The sequence below is a fragment of the Bremerella sp. P1 genome, assembly GCF_028748185.1.
In the GTDB taxonomy this organism is placed as follows: Bacteria; Planctomycetota; Planctomycetia; order Pirellulales; family Pirellulaceae; genus Bremerella.
Map to the genome: position 1 here is coordinate 4,543,023 of NZ_CP118164.1, position 25,001 is coordinate 4,568,023.

19 protein-coding genes are annotated in these 25,001 nt (G+C 56.0%); 8 read left to right on the forward strand and 11 right to left on the reverse strand.

Going from position 1 to position 25,001, the window contains the following annotated elements:
- Nucleotides 1-4 precede the first annotated feature (4 nt).
- Nucleotides 5-328: an ArsR/SmtB family transcription factor gene (locus tag PSR63_RS19115; protein ID WP_274327280.1), complete on the reverse strand. Its 324-nt coding sequence runs from the start codon at nucleotides 326-328 to the stop codon at nucleotides 5-7.
- Nucleotides 329-564: 236 nt separating this feature from the next.
- Here PSR63_RS19115 and PSR63_RS19120 point away from each other — a divergent pair, with 236 nt between their 5' ends.
- On the forward strand, nucleotides 565-1,230 hold the full coding sequence (locus PSR63_RS19120) for a hypothetical protein (protein WP_274327281.1): 666 nt from the start codon (nucleotides 565-567) through the stop codon (nucleotides 1,228-1,230).
- A gap of 382 nt (nucleotides 1,231-1,612) precedes the next feature.
- Nucleotides 1,613-2,863: a PQQ-binding-like beta-propeller repeat protein gene (locus tag PSR63_RS19125; protein WP_274327282.1), complete on the forward strand. Its 1,251-nt coding sequence runs from the start codon at nucleotides 1,613-1,615 to the stop codon at nucleotides 2,861-2,863.
- On the opposite strand, the gene PSR63_RS19130 is transcribed toward PSR63_RS19125, so the two are convergent.
- The gene (locus PSR63_RS19130) at nucleotides 2,860-4,263 is read right to left on the reverse strand and encodes a DUF1552 domain-containing protein (protein ID WP_274327283.1); all 1,404 of its coding nucleotides are present in this window, start codon (nucleotides 4,261-4,263) and stop codon (nucleotides 2,860-2,862) included. The two genes, PSR63_RS19125 and PSR63_RS19130, sit on opposite strands and share 4 nt — an antisense overlap.
- A 73-nt stretch (nucleotides 4,264-4,336) precedes the next feature.
- Entirely contained in the window at nucleotides 4,337-7,051 is a 2,715-nt protein-coding gene (locus tag PSR63_RS19135) for a DUF1592 domain-containing protein (RefSeq protein WP_274327284.1), read from the reverse strand.
- Between the two features lie 481 nt (nucleotides 7,052-7,532).
- Here PSR63_RS19135 and PSR63_RS19140 point away from each other — a divergent pair, with 481 nt between their 5' ends.
- The 4 genes from PSR63_RS19140 to PSR63_RS19155 all read left to right on the forward strand — a co-directional run bounded on the left by PSR63_RS19140 (nucleotide 7,533) and on the right by PSR63_RS19155 (nucleotide 13,383).
- Nucleotides 7,533-8,177, forward strand: a complete 645-nt coding sequence (locus tag PSR63_RS19140; RefSeq protein WP_274327285.1) for an ester cyclase — start codon at nucleotides 7,533-7,535, stop codon at nucleotides 8,175-8,177.
- Nucleotides 8,178-8,638: 461 nt separating this feature from the next.
- A complete protein-coding gene (locus PSR63_RS19145) occupies nucleotides 8,639-10,831 on the forward strand; it encodes a serine/threonine-protein kinase (RefSeq protein WP_274327286.1) in 2,193 nt (730 codons plus the stop codon).
- A 48-nt stretch (nucleotides 10,832-10,879) separates the two neighbouring features.
- Nucleotides 10,880-12,097 (forward strand): glycosyltransferase family 4 protein, encoded by a 1,218-nt coding sequence (locus tag PSR63_RS19150; RefSeq protein WP_274327287.1) that lies wholly within the window; start codon nucleotides 10,880-10,882, stop codon nucleotides 12,095-12,097.
- Between the two features lie 14 nt (nucleotides 12,098-12,111).
- A complete protein-coding gene (locus PSR63_RS19155; protein WP_274327288.1) occupies nucleotides 12,112-13,383 on the forward strand; it encodes a class I SAM-dependent methyltransferase in 1,272 nt (423 codons plus the stop codon).
- Between the two features lie 66 nt (nucleotides 13,384-13,449).
- On the opposite strand, the gene PSR63_RS19160 is transcribed toward PSR63_RS19155, so the two are convergent.
- From PSR63_RS19160 to PSR63_RS19195, 8 genes are all read right to left on the reverse strand, one after another.
- Nucleotides 13,450-15,096, reverse strand: a complete 1,647-nt coding sequence (locus PSR63_RS19160; protein ID WP_274327289.1) for an FAD-dependent oxidoreductase — start codon at nucleotides 15,094-15,096, stop codon at nucleotides 13,450-13,452.
- 63 nt (nucleotides 15,097-15,159) lie between these two features.
- A complete protein-coding gene (locus PSR63_RS19165) occupies nucleotides 15,160-16,263 on the reverse strand; it encodes a DsrE family protein (RefSeq protein ID WP_274327290.1) in 1,104 nt (367 codons plus the stop codon).
- 86 nt (nucleotides 16,264-16,349) lie between these two features.
- Nucleotides 16,350-17,534, reverse strand: a complete 1,185-nt coding sequence (locus PSR63_RS19170) for an NAD(P)/FAD-dependent oxidoreductase (RefSeq protein WP_274327291.1) — start codon at nucleotides 17,532-17,534, stop codon at nucleotides 16,350-16,352.
- 11 nt (nucleotides 17,535-17,545) lie between these two features.
- Nucleotides 17,546-18,304, reverse strand: a complete 759-nt coding sequence (locus PSR63_RS19175; protein WP_274327292.1) for a DUF1641 domain-containing protein — start codon at nucleotides 18,302-18,304, stop codon at nucleotides 17,546-17,548.
- Nucleotides 18,305-18,351: 47 nt separating this feature from the next.
- Nucleotides 18,352-19,776 carry an MBL fold metallo-hydrolase gene (locus tag PSR63_RS19180; protein WP_274327293.1) on the reverse strand — a complete coding sequence of 475 codons (1,425 nt, stop codon included), beginning with the start codon at nucleotides 19,774-19,776 and terminating at the stop codon, nucleotides 18,352-18,354.
- A 17-nt stretch (nucleotides 19,777-19,793) separates the two neighbouring features.
- Nucleotides 19,794-20,615: a sulfite exporter TauE/SafE family protein gene (locus PSR63_RS19185; protein WP_274327294.1), complete on the reverse strand. Its 822-nt coding sequence runs from the start codon at nucleotides 20,613-20,615 to the stop codon at nucleotides 19,794-19,796.
- A gap of 100 nt (nucleotides 20,616-20,715) precedes the next feature.
- Nucleotides 20,716-21,057 carry an ArsR/SmtB family transcription factor gene (locus tag PSR63_RS19190; protein WP_274327295.1) on the reverse strand — a complete coding sequence of 114 codons (342 nt, stop codon included), beginning with the start codon at nucleotides 21,055-21,057 and terminating at the stop codon, nucleotides 20,716-20,718.
- Between the two features lie 174 nt (nucleotides 21,058-21,231).
- Entirely contained in the window at nucleotides 21,232-22,719 is a 1,488-nt protein-coding gene (locus PSR63_RS19195; RefSeq protein WP_274327296.1) for a metallophosphoesterase, read from the reverse strand.
- A gap of 132 nt (nucleotides 22,720-22,851) precedes the next feature.
- On the opposite strand from PSR63_RS19195, the gene PSR63_RS19200 reads away from it, so the two are divergent.
- Complete coding sequence (locus tag PSR63_RS19200; RefSeq protein ID WP_274327297.1) at nucleotides 22,852-23,961, forward strand: hypothetical protein; 1,110 nt, start codon at nucleotides 22,852-22,854, stop codon at nucleotides 23,959-23,961.
- A 111-nt stretch (nucleotides 23,962-24,072) separates the two neighbouring features.
- Nucleotides 24,073-24,957 carry an alpha/beta hydrolase family protein gene (locus PSR63_RS19205; protein WP_274327298.1) on the forward strand — a complete coding sequence of 295 codons (885 nt, stop codon included), beginning with the start codon at nucleotides 24,073-24,075 and terminating at the stop codon, nucleotides 24,955-24,957.
- Nucleotides 24,958-25,001 lie beyond the last annotated feature (44 nt).

Below are 25,001 nucleotides of genomic sequence, written 5' to 3' on the forward strand. Positions count from 1 at the left end.
AAACCTACGAAAAGGAAATCGTGCAGCAGCCCAGGTCGATCGCGCGTCCTTTGCGACGGTTGAGCAGTGCTTGGGCGAGCGAATAGGAAACGTAGCGTCCCTCCCGCTTGCCGATCACCAGCTGAGCATCCCGCAGGGCTTTCAGGTGATGCGACAACAATGTTGGCTCGACATGAAGCTGCTCGTTGATTTCCGAAACGGTCTTCGGACCGCCCAGCAGTTGCTCGACCACTGCCAGTCGCGTTTCGTCCGCCAGGACTTTCAGCACGCTGGCACACGAGATCTCCTCGCCATCGTGCTGGTCCAGAATGTTGAGTGCAGGTTTCATCGCATTTCACCCAAGTGAGTCTTCTTTCAATTGAATATCCATTCAATCATCGCCCAGAAGCCAAGTCAATCCTTGGGCTCGAACGAAATGCCCGGATCGAGGCTTCTAAAATGGCTCCAAAAATAAATCCGCGCGCACTATCTTGCTGTAGCGCTTACCCCATATATTGCTCGTACGGTCCTCGGAATCATCTCGCTCCGGGGTGCATCCGATTCCCAATTTTAACGAGCATCACCATGTCATCATCCCACGAACAACCCGAACACAGCGGCAAGCTCTCGACCGAGCGCAAGCCGCAGGTTGTCGTGCGCGCTGACAAGTACTTCGTGTGCTCGGCCTGCGGGGTGCTGGTGGAAGTGCCAGCCGATGTCGTCGGCCAGCTGGTGATTGCGGTCGATCCATCACCACAGGAGTCGCAGGTCAACCAGTCGCCGGCCCAGGAAGAACCTTCCCTGCTAGAGCCGGCCGAGGAGGCGCGAGCTTCTCTTACCAAGCCAACCCAAGCGGTTACGGTCGAACCGTCGCCGTCACCATCCCTCCCGCAGTCGCATCGACCGCTAAGGCCGAAGCGTCCCAAGAGGCCCAAGGGGGAATGTTTCACCGGCGAGTTGATCGACGGGCTGCGCGTGCCGACTGCCAACGAGTTGGATCGCGCGCTGGCGTGGGTCTCGTTTCACCTCAAGGTCCTCGACCGGCAAGGGAGCGAGATCAATCGCCTGAAGAAGCTGCTAAAGAAACGCTTAAGCCAATCGGGGCCGTGCGTTGGTCCTGGTCAAACTGCCGAGACGGCAACCGCACAGGAAGTGTTTCGGACCGGTGATCATCAGACCGGAAGCCACGCCTATGACAACGTGACGATGGCACCTGTGACCAAGATCGCGAAAGGACGCGAGCCTCCATAATAGTCCGGTCCCCTCTCCCTCGCAGGAAGAGGGCTAGGGTGAGGGTTTCTAGAGCGACCCTTACCCTGCATCGGCAGAAGATGTTCCGCACGGAACGGAACCCCGTTCGCGCATGCGCCGTTAACAGGCGAGATACCACCTCACGCAAATTCTCTTCCCCGCAAACGGTGGAGAGGGAACGGAAGGTGGTTGCTCGTGAATGCGCTATGGGAAACCAGTTTGCCCTTCGCACCAAAATCATGTGTCATTCGCTTGCGCTCTCAGTTAAATTAGTAAGGCTCCTTCACCATCCCTCGCTCCGACCTACCCCGACTATCTACTTGCTATGAATACCAGCCGCATGATCTGTTTCCCTTCGTTGCGATGCAATCGTTCGCTCTTGATGCTGATATTGGTACTACTGGGCAGTTCGCAGCTTGCCGGTCAGGCCACCGCACAGTCCAACTGGTTTCAGTTCCGTGGTCCAACAGGGCAGGGGATTGCTGCTACCGCAACCCTTCCCAAAGAGTGGGGACCGGAGAAGAACATCGCTTGGCGGCAGGAAGTGCCCGGGCTGGGTTGGTCGTCGCCGGTCGTGGCTGGCAACCGAATCTTCCTGACAACCGCCGTCCCGCAGAGTGAAGAGAAGAAGGCGGACCAGTCGCTTCGCACGTTGTGCCTGGATGCCGACACGGGAAAGATCCTCTGGGATGTCGAAGTCTTCCTGCAGGATGGCGAAACGGCTCCGCGGATCCATGGTAAGAACAGCCATGCCAGCCCCACGCCCTACCTGGAAGGGGAACTGGTTTACGTTCACTTCGGTCATATGGGCACCGCTTGTTTGCGCCAGAAGGATGGCTCAATCGTGTGGAGCACCCAGGAGCTGAGCTACCGGCCCACGCATGGCAATGGTGGTTCGCCCGTTATCTGGGGAGATCACCTGATCTTCAGTATTGACGGCGCCGACATGCAGGCGGTCATTGCCCTCGATAAAGCGACCGGTGAGCTTGCCTGGAAGACCGAACGCAACGTGGAGGACATCCCCAAGTACTTTTCTTTTAGCACGCCGCTATTGATCGAGGTCGACGGTAAGACACAGCTCATCTCAGCAGGCAGCGGCGTGGTGATGGCGGTTGATCCGAGCGATGGGAAAGAGATCTGGCGGGCAGGGTACGGCAAAGGGTACTCGGTCGTGCCGCGGCCTATTTTTGCTAACGGCTTGGTCTACGTGTGTACCGGTTACGACCGCGCGACGCTGATCGCCGTTCGCCCGGATGGCGAGGGAGATGTTACCGATTCGCATATCGCGTTCACTATCGACCGCAACGTACCGCTGAATCCTTCGCTGCTTTCGGTGGGCACGTCGATCTACATGATCTCGGACAATGGAATTCTGACCTGCCTGGATGGATTGACAGGCGAGGTCGTTTGGCGAGAACGCGTCGGTGGGAACTTCTCGTCGTCGCTGCTTTATGCCGACGGTGTGATCTACCTGCTGGACGAAGCCGGCAAGTCGACCGTGGTGAAGCCAGGCAACGAATATGAAGCGGTCGCGGAAAACGACTTGGCTGAACGTGCGTTGTCCAGCCTGGGCGTCATCGATAACGACATCCTGCTGCGAACCGAAAAAGCGTTGTACCGGATCGCGGACTAGATGTTCGCGATCGTGCCGGTGCTATCGGCAAACGACTCGGCACCAGTGCCCAGTCGCTGGAGCATGGTGGCGAACAAGTTGGAAAGCGGAATATCCTCTCCCTTGGCCTTGTCTTGCCATGGCTCGCCTTTACCCAGCCAAGGACCACCTTGGAAGTTCATCCCAGCGTGGTTGATGTACTGGCCGTGCTTGAAGCCCATCTGCTTACCGCCCGCGAGGATCAGTGGGTAGTTGCGAGACAGGTGGAAAGCACTCGAGGCCGAGCCCATCAGCAGCAGGGTATTGTCGAGCATACTTCCGGTGCCGGCCGGTTCCGGTGTGTCTTTCAGCTTCGTGAGGAAGCGTCCGAACTCTTCGTTGAGGAACTGGCAGTAGATGCCGAAGTTCTTCCAGCCATCAGGGTTCTTCGTTTCATGTGATAGCTGATGGGCCAGGTTGAAGCCCACGGCTCGGGCTAGGTGATCACTGCGGCCGACGCCGTTTTCACGACCGATTTGATACGTGGCTACCCGCGTCGAGTCGGTCTTGAACGCGAGATAGATCAGATCGAACATCGTCTGCAAATACTCACGCGGCTGATCGGTGGTCAGCTCTAAATTCAGCTGGTCGCCATCGACGGTCGGAAGGGGCACGTTGAGCCACTGCTTCGCTTTTTCGACTTTGACTTCGGCCTGGCGGACGGAGTCGAGGTATTCCTCTAGGCGGTGTCGATCGTGCGTCGAGAGGGACTTTTTCAGCGAGTTGGCATCGGCCAGCATCTCGTCGAGGGCACTCTGGCTGAGAGCCAACCGACGTGCCGAGTCGCCGTTTCGCTTCACGAACAGCATGTCGAAGATTTGCTTAGGGCGGTGTTCCGCAGGGATCGGGCGTCCGTTGCGGTCGAACGAAATCGTATGCGTACCGCGAGCGGTGCCTGTCCCGCCATCGGTCGACATGACCAGCGACGCGATCCGAGTGTGGTCGCCGACATACTTCACGTATTCCTGGTCGAGCGAGATGGTGTTGGCGTATTCGCGATCGCCGCCCCCGGTCGGCGCCGCAGTCAGAAACTGATCGGCGTTGTTGTGTCCGTGAGTGTCACGCGAAAGAGGGTGCGAAAAGCCAGAGAGGACGGTCAGCTCCGACTTGAGCGACTCGAGCGGCTTCATGCAATTGGTGAAGGTGAACTCATTGCCATCGCCGTGCGGAAACCAAGCCCATTCCTGGTACGACGGATCTTCCGGCAGCGGCATGGGAACGCCATCGGGGAAGTAGAAGCAGCCCAGGCGTTTGGGATTGGCTGGCTTCGCTTCGCCAAACGCCGAGGAGGGAAGCAGCGAACCAAACAGCGGCAACGCCAGCGCGACGCCGCTTCCGCGTAAGAATCGTCTTCGATCAAGGCTACGAAAATTCAATCCCATGTTTCGTTACTTTCAGCATCGGTTTGGGCAAGCGGCCAGCCGCCTGCGAGGCTTGCTTACGGTGTTTGCGTGACTACTGTGTCTTGAACAAATCACTTTGGACGATGGCGTGGATCGTGGTGCGAAGTCCATCCCCATCCTGGCGAACCTGGGCGGTGATGGCTTCGACTTCGGCTCGGTCCTCGAAGCGAAGCGGACGCCCCAGGGCGAACGTGGCCAGCTTCTGGACCGTGGCTTGCATGAATTGATCTTGGCGGTTTTCCAGCAGGAAGCGTTTCAGGCCATCCATGCCGTCCAGCGTTTCCCCGTTGAACAATTGACTGGAAGCATCGACCGGTTTGCCGCGGATGTTGTCACGCCACTTGCCCAACGCGTCGTAGTTCTCGAAGGCGATCCCCCATGGGTCGATCTTCACATGGCACGACTTGCACGCGGCGTGGTTGCGATGATCCTCGATGCGTTCCTTGAGGGTCATCTTCGCGATCTCAGGATCGGCTAGGTCAATCTGCGGCACGGCCGGTGGTGGCGGTGGCGGCGGATCGGCCAGCAGGCATTCCAATAGCCAGATGGCCCGCTTCAACGGATGCGAGTCGGGGTAGTCCGAGTTCATCGCCAAGACCCCGGCCTGCGTGAGCAAGCCCCCTTGGCGGAAGTCATCCTTCAGCTCAACGCGGCGGAAGTGATTGCCATACACATCCGGCAGTCGGTAGTGCTGAGCAAGACGCTGGTTGACCATCGTGTAATCGGAATGCAGGAAGTCGAGGACGCTGGAATTCTGATCGAGGATTTCATCGAACAAGGCAATCGGCTCGTGCTGCATCGCCTCTTTGAGCAGCGGATCGAGCTGCTTGAAGTTGACGAATCCTAGCAGTTCGAGGTTCAACCACTGATGCACGAAGTGCTCGGAAAGTCGGCTGCTGCGGGGATCGTTAAGCATGCGATCGACCTGGGCGGCCAGCACCTTATCGTCGGCCAGTTGGCCACTTTCGGCCAAGGCTAGTAGCTCGTCATCAGGCAGGCTGCACCACAGGAATAGGGCCAGACGCGATGCCAGGCCGTAGTTGTCAATCTTCGATGGCTGGGCATCGTCGGCCGGCGAAGACTTGGCCACGTATAAAAACTGAGGTGAGGCGAGTATGGTGGCCAACACCTCGAGCACGGCGTCCTCGAAGCGATCGCACTGGGGCCGCATCACTTGGAAGAGTTTGAGCTTGCGATCGACTTCTTCCTGCGAAGGGATGCGTCGCCAGGCACGCGACATGAAACGCTGCAAGATCTCGCGGGCATAGGCGACTTCATCGCCGGAGTGCTCGCTGGCGAAGAAGATGTTGGTATGCGAAGCCGGTGGCCATTGAGTGTAGACAGGAGCCTCGACGACGACGTAGTCGATTTGGACATCGCCGGACGAAGCGGCACTGTTGGCGATGCGGATGTATTCAGACGGACTTGGGATCGCTCCCATTTTGGATGTCTTGCGGACGGAGTTTCGTGGGTAGATTTCACCCAGGGGAACTTCCCACTGAATCAACTGGGGCTCGTCGGACGTCGCGGTGACGGGAATGTCTTCGTCGCTAACGCGGAGCAGCGCTCGTCCTTCATTGCTTGCCTGCCAGCCGAATAGTAGCTGCAAGCTCGGATGACCAGGGCTATCCGTACTAACACGAGAAGCCCTGACGGTCACGCGCATCGTGCCTTCGTCCGGCAAGCGATTGCCCAGTTCGACAATCAGATTCTGTCGTCGAGACTGCGGCAGGATCGCGACGCAGTCGAAGCTTTCCGGAAACTCCGGCTTCGTGTCGGTCGGAGCAAACGCGTAGGATGCTCCGCGGTAGTTCCACGTGGCGGGTGCCGTGCGTCCTGTCGAGAGCTGTTTGTAGTAGGCGTTACCGTGTGGTTTGCGAAAGTTCTCTTCGAGTTTTGCCAGTTCGGCTTCTAGCTTCTCTGGTTGTTCGGCGAGTTCCTTTTTCTTCTTAGCGAGCTGCGAGTCTTGCTGCTTCCATTCACGCTGGGCAGCGGACTCCATTGCGATACCCCAGTACAGTGGCTTAGGACGATCGCCGGATACCGTTGCGCGATCAAGGGCTTCGCGGGCCAGGCGATGGTAGGTCTCGAACTGGGACACGGATAGATGGAGCAGCTCCGAGCTGTTCTCGAAGCCTTCTTCAGAATGGGGTTCGGGCGGAAGGTCTTTGGCAAAGTCCCAGGGCAAGCCAAGCAAGTCCTGCAGAGCATAGTTGTATTCATATCGCGTCAGGCGGCGGAAGGCCGAGTGCGAGCCTGATTGGCGACGCAGGGCGGAAGCCGCTTCCAACTGGCCGGACAGCCAATTGACGATCTGGCGGCGCTCAGCGTCTCCCATTTCATAGTCATCCGGCGGTGGCATCTCGCCCTTGGTGACGGCCGCGAAAACTTCGGTCCACCAGTCGGTATCGCTGCCTCTCAGCAGGTCCGGGTTGAGTGCCGAGACCTGCACATTCCCTTCCATCGTGTCTGGGCCGTGGCAATCGTAGCAGTACTGCTTGAGCAGTGGTTGGATCTTTGATTGGAATGTTTCCAAATCGGCCTGGGGAGGCTGGTCATCGCTCGCCGACGGCTTTTCACCCGCGAGGTGGGCGTGAAAGCGTGATCGCTCGAGTCCTGTGCTTTTGAGCTCGGTCAGAGTGAGAGGTTCGCCACCGGCGTCGGTGGTCGTAGGTTCTGCGCTGGCAATACCCATGAGGGGAACCAACAAAGCGGCCGCGCACAGCGCTAAAAGCAGCGAACAGATTCGATTCGAAATCTTCGGCATCAGGCACCAAGCCAAGGGTAAAGGCGGGCACTGCCGGCATATGCACCAGCAGCGGAGGCAAGGGGAGGGGGGAATTGCGGTGGGGGGTGGGAATGCTGATATTCCGAAATATCATTCTTACCACTTTACTACCCGCATTTCTATGGGAATCTGCCGCGCAAAAACGGCATATTTTGCATCGTAAATTGCTTGACTATTTCGTACACTCGCTTGGGCATGAGTTGCAAAATGAAGTGTCCCAAGGACATACCGATTTTCCTTGGAAGGTGAACCCGTTTCAACTTTCCTGAATCATGTACTCTATGCGGTGGTCCTCTCACAAAGACGAGGTGGCAAAAACGCCGCCGCGACACGGACGAAAACGGGGCAACAACCAAAAAACCGATACCACCAGGGCGAATACCACTCCATCTAGGGAGTAAAATGCCCTGAGCGTGATCAGCGTGGTTGGCGAAGTGGACAGATCTCGGAAGGCAGCAAGATGGTGAGTTCACGCGGGGTTCGTGTACACGGCGATAAGTTTCGCCAGTTGCGACAAGCCTGTGGTTTGACGCAGGAGGAAGCGTCGAGCAAGTCAGGCTACTCCGACCGCTTGATTCGAAAACTGGAACGAGGTGGTCCGGTCGACTTTCGCACGGCCAGTGATGTCTTCCAAACCTACGACATGCTAGTCGAGTCCCAGTTCACCTTGTCGGACGTCCTGCGTCAGGAATCGAACAAGAATGAACTCGAGGCATTGATGCGGCGTTGGTTTGAAGAGGTCTACAACCAGCGCGATATGAACGTGATCGATGAACTGATGCACGAGAACGTCGAGCTCTTGGCCGAGGGGAATACGGCCCAAGGTCGCGAAGCAATTCATCAGCGTGTCGGTTCGGTGCTGCAAGCGTTCAACCCACTGACCATCGTGGTTGACTATGTCGTATGCGACGGAAATCAGGCGGTGACCTATTGGAGCGTGACCAAAAAGCACGTCGGCCCGTTCGCCGGAATCGACGCAACGGGGCGATGGGTGAAGGTCAACGGGAGTTCATTCGCCGTCGTTGAACAAGGGCAGATTATCCAGGTACGCGACCACTGGGATGTTCAAGATCTCATTGATCAGCTGGTCGCGCCAGAAGAATAACGAGCTTACTATTGCCATATGATGGATTTCGTACCGGATGTTAACAAAGTTGTCCGATGCGGCATGGCGCACTCTTGGTTCATGTCAACTTTGTTAAGACTGAGTTTTTAAAGACCTGCCTATTGCGAAGACAGGCGGCGTTGCATCTCCTGATGGGCATGCGCGGAAGGTGAAGCTGGCTCGGCGATCGCCTGCATCGCAAACCGATTGTGTATCGATTAGTGCTATTTATGCCGTACTAAATGGAATTAGTAGAACTCTTATGTGATATGCCATGTTTAGCATGGCTCTTCACTGGAATTGATTTGTAAGCGAAGAAAAATCAGCCGGATCAACATGAGGTTTTCTTTTCAATACGTTCGTGACATCTGTTAAGATGACCTGCGAATCTCTTTGGATGAGAAGTTCAACGAAGTTACCAGGCAGGTATGCTTGGTTTCGCAAACGCGAGGAGCACGTCGTTGATACCCCCACACGATCCCGCTGACGACTACTCCGACGAAGACGAGTTTCGCAAGCAGATCTCTGAATGCGATCAGGACTCTGCGACAAGGACCTACGTCGGAAAGTTAGAAGAACCCACTGCCAGCGAGGTGCACGTCCCACTGCTTGAACCAGGCGACCCCGAGATGATCGGCAAGTTCCGCATCTTGGAACGCCTTGGTAAGGGTGGCATGGGAGTGGTCTATAAAGCCTATGACGAATCGTTGCAGCGATTCGTTGCCATCAAGTCGGTCAGCCGAGAACTGGCTTCGTCCGAGATTGCGCGGCGGAGATTCATTCGAGAAGCCCGAGCTGTGGCCGCGATTCGCCATACTAACGTCATCACCATTCATGCTGTCGAGTCGAACGGAGAAATTCCTTACCTGGTGATGGAGTTGATCGACGGATGCACGCTCAGGGCCTTCCGCAAACGCGAAGAACAACTGACGCCCTTGCGGATACTTTCGATCGCGGCACAGATTGCCTCCGGCTTGACGGCGGCTCATGTGCGTGGTGTGGTGCATCGAGACGTAAAGCTTACCAACATCATGATCGATGCCAGTGACCGAGTGGTGATCACCGACTTTGGTCTGGCTCGGGCCGTGATCGACAACGCCAATCTGACGTCGGGAGCAATGCCACTGGGAACGCCTGCGTATATGTCGCCTGAGCAAGTACGTGGCGAGTCGGTCGATGCTCGTTCCGATCTGTTTTCCTTCGGCTGCGTTCTCTATGCGATGTATACCGGCTATTCGCCGTTTCAAGGATTGAACCCGCTAGAGATGGCCCGCAAGGTGACCGAGTTCAAACCGCCATCGCTGAAGGACCTCAACACCCAGGCTCCCGAGTTCTTCTCCGATATCGTCGATCGACTGCTCCAGAAAGATCCCGATAAGCGTTATCAATCGTCGCTGGAAGTACGTGACCTGCTGCTGCGTCATCTGCGAGAGTTAAACCAGACATCGACCGACGAGATCGACGCGATGTTGTTCGGCGCGAACCAGAAGAAGAAACAGTCGCCGCACTGGACCTGGATCTCGGGGATCACGATTCCGCTGATGCTGTTGGTTGCTTTTGGCGGGTGGGCGGCCGGTTGGTTCGATTCCGATCCGAATGGGCCGACGAAGAATTCGATCATGGGGGTGATGCAGCCTGGCAATGCAAACCCTGCAATGCTTCTGGCAAACCGGCTGCAAAGTGCTAAGCCCGGCGACACGGTCGAGATACCCGCAGGAACGTATGTCGATCCGATCGTGTTGGAAAACGTGAAAGACCTAATCCTTCAACCAGCGGCCGATGGCCCGGTGAGCTTCCAGCCCAAGAGTCCTGATCAGCCGATCTTTCGAGTGGTCGACGGCTCGAACATCATCTTCCGTAGTATTGAAGCCACGGTGGAAGACGCGCCGTTTCTTAGTCTGGATGGGAAGTGCCAGAATGTGATGCTCGAGGGCCTGGCCCTTGCTCAGACGGCGGAGGGGGCAGCGATCGGCCTCGTTCAGATTGAAGAGGATGCCGAGGTCGAAAGTTTCTCGGTCTTGGATTGTACCTTCGATATCCAGGGGCAAGGGCAAGCGATCTGGATTGAATCAGGGCCGGTCACCAAATCGATTGCGATTCACGACAACCACTTTCAGTCGATCAACACGCACATTGGCATCCTGCGACCGGTCGACGGATGTCAGATCACGCACAATCAATTCGCAGGTGGCGCGAATGCGATTAACCTGAGCCTGGCCGACGAACCGAGCGACGAAGTCTTTGAGAGACAACTAGAAATCACCAACAATACGATGGTTGGCGTACGTTTCTGGTTAGGGCTACACGGCGCAATTCCCACGCACGAGCGTTTCGCCGTGGTGGCGAACAATCTGTTGGTCGATTGTGGACGGATGCAGGGAGACGAAGCGAGTCTCACGCAGGCCAAAGATTTGTGGAATTGGCAAGCCAACTACTGGCAGCCTGTGTTTACGCATCCCGAGGATGATAACCCCGATCGCATCGAGCAGATCGACAATCAAGTCACCACGCAACTGGCACCTGGCGCGATTGATGCCAGTCAATGGAATGATCCATCCGCCGGTGGGAATGCCGAGATACAAGAGCTCATCCGTAGCGGGGCAGGTGGAGAGCTTCCATCTTATATCGGGGCTGTAAAGCCTAAAGACAACTAGTAAGCACCATGTTTGACATCATTGAAACTTGTTGTACGGATCAAGCCTGTGAATGGACCCTACGATGATGAACCATCCTCGATTGAAAACGTCTACCTTTCCGCACAGCGAAGTCTCATTCATGAGGATTGCGGCGGCCCCTACTACGCTCCTTGCGAAGAACCTGAGTCCTTCGTCCCGCAAGTCACCTTGCAGTCGGTTCGCCAGGGTGAAACTTCAGGGCCGATAAGGGTTACCCACGTGGGGCCCTGTCTTGTATCTGGTGGTGTCGAGCAGCACCTGTCGAGCCTGGTTCGCTTTCTCGATCCAAGCCGAGTCGTCATTCAACGATGCATCGTCACTCAGGCGAATCTTGTCAACCAAGAGTTTTGCCAGAAGCTGGGACTGCCAGTTGAAGTTGGTCAGCAAGAGGCCGTGCGCAGAGCGGCCGAGGACTCGGACGTTCTGCTGTATTGGGGAATCGGCCTGGATAACTGGCTGACCGACGTGAAGCCGCCGCTGTGCGTGTTTCTTGCCCATGGCGAAGCGGACTGGACGCGTTCGACGCTCATGCGAAATCACCGCATCACCGATCACGTGATCGCGGTCAGTCAGCGCGCGAAAAAGTTGGTGTGCGATGGCTTCGAGACGACCGTGATTCCCAACGGCATCGATACTGCACGACTGGCTACCACACGGTCGCGGAAAGATGTTCGTGAATCGCTCGGCTTTGGTCCTCATGACTTTTTGCTGGGGATCGTGGCCCGCTTCTCATCGGAAAAACGATTTGAGCTGCTGATCGAAACGGTTGCTTCGCTGCCTCGCAATTTCAAAATGCTGGCCGTTGGTTTCGGACCGAAGCTGACCAAGTATCTGGAAATGGCCAATCGCCTGATTCCGAATCGCTATGCGTTTGTTTCAGCGACCGACTACCTGGGTGACTATTACCAGGCGATGGATGCCTACTGCATGACGTCGGAGCACGAAGGGTTTGGGCTGGTCGTCCTGGAAGCCATGTTTCATGGGCTGCCGATCATCGCAACTGAAGTGGGAGCCGTTCCGGAACTGATAACGCATGGCCAAAGCGGCATGATCGTTGACGGCGATCCGCACTGCTTCGCGGAGGCGGCCAAGACGCTGCAAACACGTCGTGCCTGGGCCAATGCGCTGGGGACCGAAGCTCGGCAGTTTGCCATGCAGCATGGTCATGCCCGGCAGATGGCCGATCGGTATACCTCGCTGCTGGAACAGCTGGTGAAACAGAAGCGTAGCCCAGGATCAGCATAGAGGTAGCTTTCACCGTGTTTCGCATCCGTAATCTTCTCTGGGATTCCGATCCGTTGGCCTTGCATTGCCCTGGTCCGCTTCATGCGAGTTGGTATCGCGTGCGACAGACCATCGCCGCGTTTACCCCTCAGCAGTCCAGCTCGGCTTCCGATATTACGTTCATCACCTGGCACGGTCCTTCGCGTCAGGAGAAGCCCAACGGCGTGTTTGAAGAAAGCTTGGCCCGTTTCGGTATCAAGCCGCTAGTGCTCAAGAAACCGGACAATTGGCGAAACATCGACAAGCTCGCCCTCACGGCAGAAGCTCTCGAGTCGATCGATACGCCCTATGTCATGGGGAGTGATTCGTCCGATACGCTTATCTTTCAGGACCCGGCACTGCTGGTCGAACGTTTCGAGTCGCACTTTACTTGCGACCTGGTTTACAACGCCGTCGGATCACGCTGCTGGCCGGAACTGCCGGAGTACATTGACTATCAATCGTCACTACCTGCGGCGGTGAACGCCCAGGGTAGGCACTGGTTCAACAGCGGCATGTTCTTCGGTCGCACGGAGTTCTGCCGAGAGTACTTCCGCGCGCTCTCGACTGAGAAGCCTGTGCCTGGATATTCGTACTCAGAACAGGCCGTGGCGATGCGAGTTTGGCCTCAGTGGTATCCTCGCGTGCAATTAGATTACCAGTGCCTGCTCTTTCAATGGTTCAACGAATCACTCGACGTAATGCGGCTGGAACGCCCGGCCCAGTCGCGGCATGAGTCGCTGATTGAGATCTTACGAACGCTGGGGAGTGATCTCACTGGAGCGGAAGTGGGAGTCTTCGACGGGTGGACGGCCGAGGTGCTCTTGCGAACATTTCCCGATTTGCGGTTGTGGTTGGTCGATGCATGGCAACCGTACGGCGGCGAAAGCCATATGGGAAAGCAAGACCGAGCGTACTTTCAGCGGGCCTTTGAAGAGACGATGTTTTGGACGAAGTTCGCAGAGGACCGACGTTTTACGCTTCGTGAGTGGTCCCCTCAGGCAGCCGATCGATTTCAAGCGGCATCACTCGACTTCGTGTTTATCGATGCCAATCATCTGTATGAAGCGGTCCGCGACGACATCAACGCGTGGTGGCCCAAGGTCCGACCAGGCGGGGCGCTGTGCGGGCACGATTACGCCATTCACCGCGACGGCGAAGGTGTCTGGGGAGTTCAGCGAGCCGTCGATGAATTTGCGAAAGCACAAGGCCTGCAGCCCACCATCCTGCAAGATGGTGTGTGGTGCATCTATCGCCAAAACAACTGAGCCTGCCCCGGAAGTGAATCCGCTGGCAGGCTCTTGGTGCTTGGTCGAGGTCTGGATGGCTCGCGACTAGCTTTGATCTTCCAGGATGCTCCAGAGTCGGTAGCCGCCGCTGATGTTGCGAGCGTCTATACCATGTTGCAAGAGGATACGCGTGGCGAGGTAGCCTCGTTGTCCGACTTGGCAGTACGTCGCAACCGGCTGTTTGGCAGGCAATTCGTCGAGTCGATCGCGGAGTTCTTCGACGGGAATGTTCACCGCTCCGGGGATATGCCCCTTGGCGAACTCTCCGGTCGTACGGACATCCAGCAGAAACAGGTTATTGGCTGACGGGTCCTTGAGAGTGCTCGCATGAATGATCGGCTGATCCCCACGCATCACTCCTGAGGCAATAAAGCCAGCCATGTTGACTGGGTCCTTGGCGTGCCCGTATTGCGGGGCATAGCAAAGCTCGGCTTCTTCCAGATCGTAGACGGTCATCTTCGCTTGAATGGCCATGGCGATCACGTCCATGCGTTTATCAACACCACTGGTTCCGCTGGCCTGGGCACCGAGGATCTTGCCGTCATCCGGCGAGAACAAGAGCTTGAATAGCATTTGCTTGGCGCCAGGGAAGTAGCCTGCGTGATCGGTCGGATGCAAGTAGATCTTCTCGTAGGGAATCTCTTTCATGAGTAGGATCTTCTCGCTCAACCCGGTCATTGCCGCAGTCTGACCGAACATGCCGACCACGGCTGTCCCCTCGGTTCCGCGGTAATGCGACTCTCGCTGGAAGATGCGGTCGGAAGCGATCCGGCCTTGGCGGTTGGCGGGGCCTGCCAAGGGAATTTGAATCGGGTCGCCGGTGACGACACAAGTCGTTTCAACCACATCCCCAACCGCGTAGATATCGGGGATGTTGGTTTCCATTTGTTCGTTGACACGAATGCCACCACGCGGGCCACACTCGATGCCTGCTTCGGCGGCAAGTTTGCTTTCGGGACGAACGCCGATGCAAAGCACGACAAAATCCGCTGCGATTACCGAAGAGTCATTGAGCGTGACATTGATTTTGTCTTTATCGGAATCGAACTGCTTCGCGGAAGAACCCAGTCGCAGGTCGATCCCTTCGGCGACGAGACGCTTTTCCAGCGGAAGGATCATTTCTCGATCCCACGGCGGAAGAATCTGGTTGGCCAGTTCCACAATCGTGGTTTCGATCCCGCGCCGAACGAGGTTCTCGGCGACTTCGATTCCGATGAAACCGGCACCGACGATCACGGCCCGCGTGGCACCCTCGGTTGCCAGTTCCCGCATGCGATCGGCGTCGTTTAGATCGCGTAGGCTGACGATACGCTCGTTATCGATCCCAGGCAGCGGAGGACGAAAGGGAGACGCACCGGTCGCAATGATTAAGCTGTCGTAGCTTTCGGTGTATTCTTCGCCAGACTCCAAATTCTTGACGGTGACGGTCTTCGACTCGGGGTCGATCTTGGTCACTTCGCTACGGACGCGGACGTCCAGACGCAAACGCTCTCGCAAGAGGCGAATCGGCGCGACCAACAGCTTGTCGCGCGATTCGATTTCGCCGCCCACGTAGTAAGGGAGACCACAATTTGCAAAGGATGGATGAGCACCACGCTCGAACACCACGATCTCGGCTTCTTCGCTCAGACGCCGTGCGCGAGCCGCGGCCGAGGCACCGCCAGCAACTCCACCAACAATGACAATCTTCATTAGTTTCCCTCTCAGATGTTCGCCTGGCCGATAGCCTTCCATTGGCTATCGACAACTAGAATCTTAGTTGCCAAGTGGAATGTAGGTATAGCCATCAGACTGTAGATTAACATTCGTCGTCAATGCCGAAACGGCCGTGTCGACAAAGACGACTACGTCCTCTGCACTCTTGCCTTTTCCTTGCAGGGATTGACCGCAGACGTACATCTGCACCCCCGCATGGTGGAGGTCTCGCAGTAAGGCGAGATTAGGGTTCTCCGTGGTTTGGAAAGTATCGTTATAGGCATCATCATTCAAGACGGCCAGAGTAGCGCCACCATGAAAGACGAGTGCAATCTCAACATCTGCTGCCTCTTTGCCGGCACCGGCGTATAGGTTAACGAACCGGGCAACCTTTTCAATCGCAGGATTCAGCTGATCCGGCTCGGAAGACTGAGTAACGTCGACCGCAATTTTGGAACCAGGACGAGGCTGCTGCGCGGCATTGGGCATGTTGAAGACGCCGCCATGTTGCTTGACCTTTGGAAATGCCTTTCCGCCTTGCTGGGCTGGCTGACGACCAGGCACAGCGTGGTTTTTGTGGGCTTCGGCGAAGCCTCGTTCGACGAATTTCGACACAACCTTGGCATGCTCTTTGATCAGGGTAGCAACGTAAGGATCATCGGAAGTTTCCGTGACTTTCACGCCTTTGGGAGTATCTTCATGCACCATCTTAATCTTCTTGGTGTGCTGGAAGATTTCCGCAAACAGGGGATCTCGCATACGAATGGGGGACGGCTTTTCGATACGGACGGTCATTTGTTCGACGTGCGTCTTGATATGTGCCGCGACACTGGGCACATCCGACTCGGTCAGCGTCTCGACGCCATTGTCGAGTTCTTTCACTGTGCGGCGGATCTTGTCATGGTTCTCTAACAGGTAGTGAAAGACCTCCATGTCGACTTCATGCTGATCATCGTGACCGTGACCTTGGCCTTGCATTTGACCAGGGCCGTGGCCGGGACCTTGACCTTGACGTTGGCCCGGTCCTGCACCGGGACCAGGGCCCTGACCTTGGCCGGGACCGCGTCCCATGCGGCCACGCCCAAACCCTTGGGCGTCTACTGAGGCGCACCAAACCATAGAGAGTAATAAAACAAGCAGGATGCGAGACGAAATGGTGGCCATGGGAGGTGTCCTTTGAGTTGTTGGATAGTCCGTGCTTCAAGCACGTACGTCTCTGAGAAGTAAAAAAGTTGGTACCAATGGAAGCTTTAAACGCGACCTTTCAACATGCCGTGCCAATACAAAGCCGGCAGTCCAAACTTCTTCAGCAGGAACATGCTGAAGCGTTCTTGTGCTTGATCAAAGGGAAACGTTTCAGCCGGGCGACCTTCGTAGTTGAACTCTGCCAGAACCAGGCTGTCGTATCCGGTAACCACGGGGCACGAGGTGTATCCGTCGTACTGAGCGGTCAGGGGACGATCTTGAATCACCGATAACAGGTTTTCGACCAGCACCGGAGCTTGCTTACGGATCGCGGCACCTGTTTTGGAGGTGGGCAGGCTGGAAGCATCTCCGAGTGAGAAGACGTTGGAAAACCGGTTATGGCGTAAGGTGAATTTATCGACATCGACCCAGCCCCCTTCGCCGGCCAACTCGCTGTTGGCAACAAAGTCGGGGGCACCCATGGGCGGTGTCACATGGATCATGTCATACTTGATGACGATCTCTTCCTCGGTATCCATGTGGTGGTAAATGGCTTCCTTGCTTTGGGAACGAACCTCGGTCAGGTTGTGGCGGAAGCGAGTTTCGACACCTTTACGAGCAGCCACTTTCTCCAATACCTCGCGGTATTCTTCGACCGCGAACAACCGTGGCCCGGCGGCGGTGAAGATCACATTGATGCGGTCTCGGACGCCTGAGCGACGGAAGTGATCTTCGGCCAGGTAACAGATCTTCTGAGGAGCACCACCGCATTTCACGGCCCCGGCAGGCTGGGTGAAGAGTGCCGTTCCCTCTTTCAGTCCCTGGATGAACTTCCAGGTGCTTCCGACTGTGTTGATCGAGTAGTTACTGCAAACGCCGTCTTTTCCGACCGACTCTTTCAGGCCTTTGACCTTGTCCCAGTTAACTTGAATGCCGGGTGCGACAATCAGGTATTCGTAGGTAATCGCTTGACCATCGCGAGTCGTCAGCTGATTTTCGTTGGGCTGAAACGTGGCGACGGCATCTTTGATCCACTTCACACCTCGCGGAATGACACTTGCTTCGTCCCGGCCAGACACTTCGGGGCGAAAGATGCCACCACCCACCATGGTCCACAGCGGCTGATAGTAGTGCTTGTCCGAAGGCTCGATAAGGGCGACATCGAGCGACGGGTCGGCATTTCGCAAACGAGCGGCCACGGTGATACCGGCCGTTCCTCCGCCAACAATGACAATTTGATGATGAGCCATGAACGAGTCTCCTAACTTTTGACTGCCGGCGGAGCGGATTGAGCGGGGTGCTTCTCGTCGAGTAAGTTGCCGAAGCACTTGCCGAATTGAACGGCAAAGGCCAGGGCACGTTGCGTATTGGAATCTCGTGAAGCACTGAGAAGTCCAAGCAAACCCAGGCGTTCCGGCACGGGTTGCTCACAGCTTCCTTGGCGACAAGATGACAGGGCCGAACCCATCAGGCTGACGGTTTCGACCGAATGTTCACTGAGAACGTCCGATCGCAGCAGGTAACCGAGCCGATCGAGTTCTTCGCGGCGGATTTGACCACCCAGGTAGAGTGCCGCATGAATTCCGTTGCGGACACTCTCTTCCAGGGCGACGCCTTCCTGCTTCAGTTCGGTAGCCCACTCGTCGAAGACATCCATGGCAACCGAAACCAGGTTCGGCAGTTCGTCCGACATCTCAGCTGCTTTCTGCAATTGCGGAAGGTGATCGACCAGCACATTCAGGGCTTGAATGTTTTGCGGATCGGTCGCCTTCTTGAAAAGTTGAAGCAACTGAGTTGCTCGTTGCTCCAGATCGATGTCGTTCTCGGCTGCCTGACGAGCAAGCGAATCGAACAAGTCCGTCGCAACGGCCACAAGATTCGGCAAGTCCTGGGCCACGGAAAGGACGTTGTCCAGTACTTCCGCATGGTCCAGTAGACGGTGCAACATCTCTTGCGTTTGAGGGTCGTTCAAACGCTGTTCAACGGACTGGGAACGAGCATTGGTCGGCGTATCGAGCATGGCTCACCTTGCATTTCTAGGAAGGAAAGGTACGGATGGTTTTCCCGTTACTTGGACACAACGGCCTCAGGGTGAACCACCGAATAACCTTTGCCGGTCCATCCGGTGAAACCACCTTCCAGGTTGATCACGTCTTTTCGTCCGGCAGCCTGGAGCACGCTAACTCCGATCGCCGAGCGAGCACCACTGCGGCAGTTAACCACAATCTGTTGATCTTGAGGAATCTCATCCAACGTCTCGGGCAACTTGCCGAGGAAGTTATGCTGGGCATGAGGAATGTGACCCGCGTTCCATTCCTGATCACTTCGCACATCGACCAGCATGACCGACTCGTTGGCGAGAAGGTCAGACAACTCGGTCGCATTCACGGTTTCGTAGCTTTCGTTCAGCAAGTCCGCATTAGCGACTTCACTACGCTCGAAGTAACCACCGATGTTTTCCGCTCCGATGCTGAGCAAGACGTGCATCGCCTCTTGCATTTGTTCGGAGCTTCCCACCAGGTAGGCAGGCCGATCATAGTCGATCAGCCATCCACCCCAGGTGCTGAGTGAACCGATGGGGATGTTGATCGTGCCGGAGGCATGAGCCTTGGCGAACGACTTCGAGGCAACGAGGTCTACGACGGTCCCCTGCTCGATGGCTGCCGGTAACTTGCTGGCCGCGAGCTTACTGATCTTGGCGTCTTCGCCAAGCACTTTCGGGCCTTCCTTGTTCACACGCTTCATCACGGCGAAGTAAGGAGGCACTTCCGGCTGATCGGCCAGGATGTAGTCGACGAATGCTTCTTCTTCGTTGAATTGAAGGCCTGGGTTGAAACGCTTCTCGTAACCGACGGTCGAGGAGGGAACAGCTCCCAATCCCTTACCGCAGGCACTTCCGGCTCCGTGGGCTGGCCAGACTTGCAGATATTCCGGCAGCTTTTTGAACTTCTCGAGCGAGTGGAACAGGTCGATCGCACCAGCTTTGGCGGTGTTCATGATCTTGGCAGCTTGCTCCAGCAAGTCCGGTCGACCGACGGCGTTCACGAAAACGAAGTCGCCGGTGAAGATCCCCATCGGCTCTTGGGCACCACCACCCTGGTCGGTCAGCAGGAACGAAATGCTTTCAGGCGTGTGCCCCGGCGTATGCAGTACATCGAATCGGATTTTCCCGATCATGAAGTGATCACCTTCGTGAAGCAGTTGGTGCGAGTACTGATCGGCGTATTCGTACTTCCATTCCTTCGGGCCTTCATCCGAAACGTAGAGCTTGGCACCGACTCGATCGGCCAGCTCACGGGCACCGGAAACGTAGTCGGCATGTATGTGCGTTTCAGCAATGGCGACGATCTTGACGCCTTCGCGCGCGGCCATGTCCAGATACTTTTGGATGTCGCGGCCCGGGTCGACAATCACGGCTTCACTGGCACGCTGGCAGCCAACCATGTAAGAGGCATGAGCGAGTGACTTGTCGTAAAAGTATTTGAGCAACATGGCAGATGTCCTTATTTCTATAGAAGTGTTGACTTGGCGATGACAAAGACGGCAACCAGAGCGACGGCTGTCGCGAAAATCTTCTGGAGCGTCGGTCCTTTAAGTTTTCGAGCGAGCATGCTTCCCAGCCCCATGCCGGCGAAGCCGCCGATCAGAAACTGGACGGTTAGTCCCCAGTTAAATTCGTTGCCGCTGAACAGGTGCGAGGTAAATCCGCTCAAGCTGATCAGGACAATGACAAACAAGGAGGTTGCGATTGCGCGATGAATGGCCATGCCACTGAAGAGCACAAGCGCCGGAACGATCACAAATCCACCACCGACACCGAACATGCCGGATAGGAGCCCGGTGGCGATACCCACGAGGACAAGCAACCGAGCGCACTTGGAAGTCAGGATCAGTTTCCCGTCTTCATCTCGCTGACACGAGGCGCGGTCGGCACTTGGTTCGCAGTTTGCAGCAGGGATAACTACCGCCGGGTTTTTTGACTTTTGCCACATGCGATAGGCAACCACAAACATCAAACACGCGAACAAGGTGAGCAGTACGTTTCCGGGTACAAACTTGGAAAGGTATGCTCCGATCGGCGCGCCTAACATGCCTGAAACTGCAAATAGCAGGCCGGTTCTCAGTTCGATTTCATTTCGCAGCAAGCGGGGAAGTGCTCCCGAGATGGCCGTGCCTCCGACGGCCGCCAGGGAGATGCCGACGGCTTCTCTAGGTTCGACCCCGAGTCCAAACACGAGCAGAGGGACGGCGAACACGCCACCGCCGCCGCCAGTCAGCCCTAGGGCAAAACCGACTACTGCTCCGAACAGGACTGCGAGAAATACCGTCATGGCTCTACTTCCGTCCGCCTTTCGATCTCGTGCTGCAAAACTTAAAACAGTCTAAAGGTCGACATGTCGCAATGCGACGATATGTTATCGCAAAAAAAATCTACGGGGTTCGATACTTGGCACCGCACGGGAGAAAACGCCCTTCGATACATGCCATCAGGTGCTCGAGGTGAGGCTCGGCCACTTGGTAGTATACGAAACGTCCTTCTCGTTCGCTTTGCAGAAAGCCGCATCGCTGCAGCAGACGCAGGTGCTCTGAAGTCACATTGTCGGGCGTTTCACAGTCCTTGGCGATCTCGCCAACTGTGTAGCGACCGTGAAGCAGCAACTGAACGATTCTCAGTCGGACCGGGTGGGCCAGCGTACGAAGGCATTCGGCTGCTTCTGCGAACTCTTGCACGCCGCCTGGGGGCTTTCCGGATGGTTGGTTTATCGGTGCCATTTCATTCCTCTCTTGATATTAATATATCGCAAGGTCGCGATATGTCAACATGTGTTAGGCGGAACGATTTAAAATGAGGTAAGCCGCAGTAAGGCCAGTCGGGAGTCCATCGAGTTCGATGGCAAGAAAGAGAGGGATATTACTGGAATTCTCGGGCTGAGTGGGCTGCTAGCCCTACTTGGCAGCCATGCCACCAGCGTGTCGTCGAACTTGGGCCGGCTCGTCGGCCTGCTTAGGCTTGGCCAGGCCATGATTCTGCAGGCAGGTCGCAAATTGCGGATAGGTGGCATTCAGAATCGTACACAGATAGATGGGAAGATCCTTCTCTTGAATGACAAACGCACCCATGCCGTAGTGCTTGCGAAAAGCGGTTGCAAAAGCCGAAGCGGGATGGGCATGCATGAAGCGGAATAACTGCTCGGCCGACTGGGCATTGAGCGACTCGAGCTGGTAGGTGGTCCTATTCTCGTATTCCAATTGCCATGTGGTGGGCCTCTGCGGATCGGCAAGATTCAGCGAGTAGGTTTTCCAGTTGGGAATGACGCCTGTCTCAGGATCAATCTCAAAGGACTGGAAGCCAGGGTTGTTGCCGAAGATGGGACTAATCGCTGGGGCGATCTTGTGCAGCAAAGCTGGCTTGTCGTTGAGCCGATCGATCCGGAAGTCGTCCATGTGCGTATGCCCGGTGAATGAGACATGAAGCGTATCACGGAACTCTTCAATCAGTTTCAGATATCGCTGCATGAACTCGGGCTTCCACATCTCGGCGGCCAGGCTACGACCACCTTCCTTCTCTTCCTGGTAACTATCGAGTCCTGGCGGGACATGCATCAGAAGCCAAACTCGCTTCTGCTGCTTGCGGGCTAATTCCAGTTCAGAAGTCAGCCAATCCATTAAGGCGTACCCTGGATTCGCCCCTGGGTTTTGACACGCGCAGCAGTTCTGATCCTTGGGATCGAAATAGGACGAACAGTAGCTGCCGGACCAATAAACCGAATTCAAAACGAGCAATCGGTCGGAGGCGATGCCAGGGAGATCGGCGCGGTAGGCTCCCAAAGTTGCAAATGACTGACGGAACGTATCGGCATCGATGGTATCACCAAGCATTGGTTGCCAGCGATCGGCGAACTGATGCAGGAACATGCCATCCGGCTGAATCCAGTAGTCGCCGCAAAACGAATCATCATTGCCCAGCGTAGCCAGAACAGGCACATCCGGAAAACGTTTACGTAGCTCAAGAGCAACGACTTCGATAGCCTTCATCGTGAACGCTCGGTACGCAGCGGGGTCCTCGGAGATCGACTTCGGGGCAAGCTTCTCATACCTCTCTTGCAATTGATGCGCGAGGAAATCGCCGGGGTAAAGAATGAAGAGAGGACTGGGGGTATGGGACTTCGCGGCATCCAGAGCCGAGGTCATCAGCCGGTAGTTCGAGTCGCTACCGATCTTGCCCAGTGATGGATTCGTGTCGGCGAGAAACTCCCCCCACTGATCGGCTGGTAAATCGGCAAGATGCTTGAACTGCTCTTGGTCCAGGCCTGCGAACGGCTGAAAGTGTATGTCGGAAATCACCAAGAACTCGGCTGACCTCGCCGCCGAGGTAAAGCAAGCTACCAACGAGAAGACGACTAGAAATACAAAACGACGGCTTCCGCTGCTCATGCTATTCGTTTCGTTCAAGATGACTACGTTGGATTAGTTCGACGATTCCGCTGTGATTTCGCACCGCTTGATAAAGAGGATACACTATAACGACTACCTTCTTCCAATTCTCTTGGGTGCTCCATGCTCGTTATGCGTATTTTCGTATTCTCGGTAATCCTGTGCCTGAATGGTTTGCTGCTGGGGCTGGCGCCTTTGCATGCGGCTGATTTGCACGTCAATCCACTGGTTGGCAGCGACGCGAATGTTGGTTCGTCCGAAGCTCCGTTCAAGACACTACAGGCCGCCATCAATAAGGCCGTTGAAGGGGATGTGATTAAGCTGCATCCTCGTGGAGCCGTGTACCGGCAATCGGGTCACTTTCGATCGCAAGTCGGGATCACGATCGAAGGAAACGGCGTGACGCTTGACGGGGCCGATCCACTGCCGGCTACGGGGTGGGAAGAGGTTGAGGACGGGCTCTATCGACGCAAACTACAGCGCACGCCGTTGGACCGGCATCTATTGATCTTTGACGGACGTATGGAACGCATGGGGCGAACGCAAAGTTCCAATTCGCCTGACTTTCCCCCGGTCAGTAAACTGAAGCCGCGTCAGTTCTGCTTCGAGAATATCGATGAGAAGTCAGGCTGGTTGTATGTCCGCGGTGATATATCGAAGCTGGAGTGGTCAACGCGAGTCAACGGGATCGCTACCAGCGGCGAGTGTCGTAAGCTGGCTGTTCGAAACCTGCGTGCCCGTAACTTTCTGAACGACGGCTTCAATATCCATGGCGACTGCCGAGATCTCAAATTTAATGGCATTCAGGGATTCGATTGCTTCGACGAAGGTTTTTCGGCACATGAATCGGCCCAGTGTACGGTCGATCGCGGCGCCTTCTTTGGGAACGAAAACGGAGTGGCCGACGTCAACCAGGCGGAGACGATTTATCGAGTCTGTCGGTTCTTTGGGAATGTGAACGTCGACGTGCTCTTGATTGGCCGTAAGCATGCCCTGGTTGATTGTGAGATCGTTAACGCGACAAACGCTTCGGCTTTGGTGGCCGGTCCGCGGGCCGGAGAAGAGTCGTTCGTATTGCATCTCGAACGCGTCTCGATCGAAACGAAGGATAAGGAGCAGCCCGCCCGTGTGCGTCTGGATGGCGGGAAGGTTACGTTTGAAGAGTGCCAGTTTGGCAACGTCGACCTGAATACGACCGGGGCGAAAGTTGATGGTGAGCTCCCCACACCGAAAGTCCCGTAGTTCACGCGTTTATCGCTTCACGAGTTTTCTTGCAACAGGCATGAAAAGCGGCTATTTTTGAGTCGATCCTACCTGACACCTACTCTCTTTCCCACCTAAGGAATTACCTCTATGAAACGATTGTTGTTCTCGATTACTGCCCTGTTGTTGATTCAACAGGCCGTCGTAGCTGAAACCAAGCAGCTTAAAGATGTCCCGTACGGCGAGCATCCACGCCAGGTGCTGGACTTCTACCAGGCTGAGTCGGACGAACCAACGCCGGTGGTCTTCTACATCCACGGCGGTGGCTGGCAAGGCGGCGATAAGAAGACCAACCCCAAGGCTTTCCTCGATAACGGTATCTCGGTCGTTGCCATCAACTACCGTTATGTGAAGAACGCAGTCCAGGAAGGCGTGAAGCCACCGGTCAAAGCACCGCTGGAAGATGCTGCCCGGGCGTTGCAGTTTGTTCGCTCGAAAGCGAAAGAGTGGAACCTGGATAAAGAGCGAATTGGTGCCACCGGTGGTTCTGCTGGTGGTTGCTCTTCGCTGTGGCTGGCTTTTCACGATGACATGGCCGACCCCAAGAGCGACGATCCGATTGCCCGCGAGTCGACGCGACTATTCTGTGCGGCTGTGAATGGTGCCCAGGTTTCCCTGGATCCCAAGCAGCTCCGAGAGTGGATGCCCAACTATCGCTACGGTGCCCACGCATTCGGCTTGCCGAACTTGGACGTGGTGATGGAGAAGCGGGAAGAAGTGATGCCCTGGATCAAAGAGTACTCGCCGTTCTCGCACGTCAGTAAAGACGATCCACCGATCGCTATGTTCTACAACGGCGAAGTCCCAGAGCTGGGTTCCTCACCGAAAGATCCTACCCACTCAGGCGTCATGGGTTTGACACTCGCCGAGAAACTGAATGAAGTAGGCGTCGACGTCTACCTGAAGCATCCAGGCGTGAAGGATCCCGAGTATCGCAGCTCGACGGAATATTTGATCGCGAAGCTGAAGAAGTAATTCAGGTACGCTCAATCGGAAATGAAAAAGCCTCGCAGCTGTTG